Raw genomic sequence first — 2,461 nt, forward strand, 5'->3', positions numbered from 1 at the left:
GTTCGATCGCGGTCGCCACCCCGACGGGACCACCGCCGACCACGACCACGTCGTACGCCGAACTGCTGATGTCGCCGGTGGGACCCGGCTCCGAAACCATGCTCACCGCTGCCAGATCAGTTCGCTCAGGTCGGCTTCCTCGGCAGCTGCCAGCCGATCCGGGTCGAGCGGGAAGCCGTTGGGGTTGCTCTTGAACTCATCGGTCGCCATGAAGTCCCGCAGCTCCTGCCGGGAGGTGAAGTTCAGCGAGGAGAGCTCGATCCTGTTGCCGTCCGGATCCCGGTAGTAGAAGCTCGTCCCCGGTCCGTGGTTGGAGGCCTCTATCGGGAGATGGCCGCTGTCTTTGAGCGTTCGGTAGAGATCAACCAGCGCCCCGAGAGACGGCGTCCGCAGCTGGAAATGGTGGAGTCCTTGCGAGGACGGACCGGAGCCGACGTCCTGGCATTCGAAGACGGCGATCCGTTCTGTGTAAGGCGGATCGAAGTAGAAGTCGAAGAAGCAGATCCGCGACGGTTCGTCCGGATCGTCCGACGGCGGCGGCGTCATCTCCACACTGCGCGGCTGGCCCAGCAGCAGTGAATAGAAGTCGCAGAGCCGGTCATAGCCGGTGGTCCGCAGAACCACTTCGGACAGTCGAATCCCTGCCATTGCTTGTCCTTCCTGAATGGTCAGTGGAGCAGGACGGCCTTGACCGTCGCCCCGGACAACACGTCGTCAACGGCCTTACCGATCTCGTCCAGCGGATAGGTGCGCACCATCGCCTCGAGGGGAAAGCGGCCCTGGCGGTGCAGTTCGAGAATGCGCGGAACCAGAACCGCCGGCGCTTGGTGACCGACGATGGACCCGGTCACGCTGCGTCCCTCCAGCAGCGCGAAGGAGTTCGTCCGGAGATCCGCGTCCGGAGCGACACCGAGGATCGCCGCACTTCCCAGTGGGGCGAGAGCTGCCACGGCTTGCGACATCACCTCGGGTACGCCGGTGGACTCCACGCTGAACTCGACACCGCTTCCGCCGGTCAGCTCGCGGACGTTGTCGACGCTGTTGCCGTCGGCCGCGTCGAACACGTCGGTTGCGCCCAGCGCAGCGGCCAACTCGAGCCTCGACAGGTGCAGGTCACTCACGATGATCCGCGCGGCGCCGGCCGCCGCGGCTGCCATCACCGCGCTCAGTCCCACGGCTCCGGCGCCGAAGACCGCCACTGTGCTGCCAGGCGACACTTTCAGCACGTTCCACACTGCGCCCGCGCCGGTGATGATGCCGCAGCCCAGTGGCGCGAGCACGTGATCGGGCTCAGCGACATCAGGGATCTTCACCAGGCTGCTGGGCCGGCAAAGCCCTGCGCCGGCGAAGGACGACTGGCCGAAGAAGTGGTCGTGCACAGCCTCACCAGAGACGCTGCGCAGTCCGACGGAACCATCGAGTCGCCCCGCACCGAAGTTCAACGGGAAGTGCAGCGGACAGTAGGCAGGCAGACCGCTCAAACAGTTCCGGCAGGTACCGCAGAAGCTGAAGCTGGCCACCACCCGATCCCCCGGGCTGAACCCACTGACAGCTGAGCCGACCGCCTCGACCACGCCGGCGCCTTCATGCCCGGCGACAACAGGGAACGGAGTCGGCATCCGTCCGGCCGCGACCTCCAGGTCTGTGTGACACACGCCGGCCGCAGTGAAGCGCACCAGAACCTCTTCCGGCCGGGGATCCTCGATCTCCAGCTCTTCCAGCTGGAAGAGATCTCCTCCCGCCCGGCACACCGCTGCCTTCACGCGGGTCATCGCAGTGCCACCGGTGCGAGATCCGGAAAGTGCGGCCCGACCAGCGGCGTGCCTGTTGTCCGCAACCTGGCCAGCCATTCCTCACGGGCGGTCGCCGCGGCTTCCGCATCCCAGTCGAAACCACACCGCCACTGCGGGTGGTCCAGGGCCGCCGGGTGGTGAAAGAGGTCACCGACCAGGGCCAGGCTCTGACCCTCCGACTCGATCAACGCGACCGAGGCGCCCGGCGTATGGCCTGGCGCGTGAACGAGGCGCAGCCAGTCGAACAGCTCGATGGAATCACCATCCCAGCGCAGGGCCACCTCGCTCAGTGGAGCGACCTTGCGGCGTACGGCGTCATCGGCGTCCCCGTCCACGAAGTGCTTCCAGTCCGCGGCGTGGATGTGGTGCCTGGCCTGAGGGAAGGTCGGAACGCCCCCGGTCGAGGCCCAGCCCACGTGGTCGATGTGAAGGTGACTGAGAACCACATCGGTGACGGAGTCGAGCGGGCAGCCCAGTTCCTCCAACCGGTCGGGCAGGAGCTCGCAGACCGCAGGGCGGTCGCCGCCCGGCACCAACTGGGGGGCGAACCCGCCGCCAAGGTCGAAGACGACCCGGTGGCCCTGGTGGTCGGTGGCCAGGAATTCGCCGAACGGCACTGGCAGCAGCCCGTCGCTGTCGATGGTGCCGGGCAGGTCCGCCCAGACGGT

3 protein-coding genes are annotated in these 2,461 nt (G+C 67.1%); all 3 read right to left on the minus strand.

Translation table 11 applies throughout. The annotated features are described in order from the left end of the window. Window positions 1-102: 102 nt before the first annotated feature. On the minus strand, window positions 103-648 hold the full coding sequence (locus tag VFG33_RS29090) for a VOC family protein (RefSeq protein WP_325056174.1): 546 nt from the start codon (window positions 646-648) through the stop codon (window positions 103-105). Window positions 649-668: 20 nt separating this feature from the next. Beyond that, a complete protein-coding gene (locus VFG33_RS29095; protein ID WP_325056175.1) occupies window positions 669-1,772 on the minus strand; it encodes an NAD(P)-dependent alcohol dehydrogenase in 1,104 nt (367 codons plus the stop codon). Continuing rightward, window positions 1,769-2,461, minus strand: a 693-nt coding sequence (locus tag VFG33_RS29100; protein WP_325056176.1) for an MBL fold metallo-hydrolase, incomplete at its 5' end; no start/stop codon positions are given. The genes VFG33_RS29095 and VFG33_RS29100, both read right to left, overlap by 4 nt.

Source organism: Kribbella sp. (genome assembly GCF_035687465.1).
In the GTDB taxonomy this organism is placed as follows: Bacteria; Actinomycetota; Actinomycetes; order Propionibacteriales; family Kribbellaceae; genus Kribbella.

What these genes read in the sequence shown, in the direction of transcription:
- VFG33_RS29090 (WP_325056174.1), bottom strand. Translation starts at nt 648, where the DNA reads ATGGCAGGGATTCGACTGTCCGAAGTGGTTCTGCGGACCACCGGCTAT.
- VFG33_RS29095 (WP_325056175.1), bottom strand. Translation starts at nt 1,772, where the DNA reads ATGACCCGCGTGAAGGCAGCGGTGTGCCGGGCGGGAGGAGATCTCTTC.